Here is a 222-nt window from a genome sequence, read left to right on the forward strand (position 1 = left end):
ATCAACAGATCGAACAGCCCAGGATCGCCCGTGGGATCCAGAAGCTTCTTCACCTCCAGGGTGGGCAGCCGGCTGTTGCTGAAGGTGCAAACGGCGCTATCGCCATATGTGAGGTTGATATCCACGCTGCTGCCAGACCCCAAGGGTCCAGCAGCCCCATCGATGCTGCACTCATACGTCGTGTCGTAGTCATCGAGATCCGTGCCAGTGCCCCCCTCCTCA

At 59.5% G+C, this 222-nt stretch carries 1 protein-coding gene; it reads right to left on the reverse strand.

Annotated elements, in window-relative coordinates; translation table 11 throughout:
• Positions 1–222 (reverse strand): hypothetical protein (locus tag GTN70_09620; GenBank protein ID NIO17235.1); only part of this gene is annotated, 222 nt, incomplete at both ends.

The organism is Deltaproteobacteria bacterium (genome assembly GCA_011773515.1).
Taxonomy (GTDB): domain Bacteria; phylum Desulfobacterota; class Deferrimicrobia; order J040; family J040; genus WVXK01.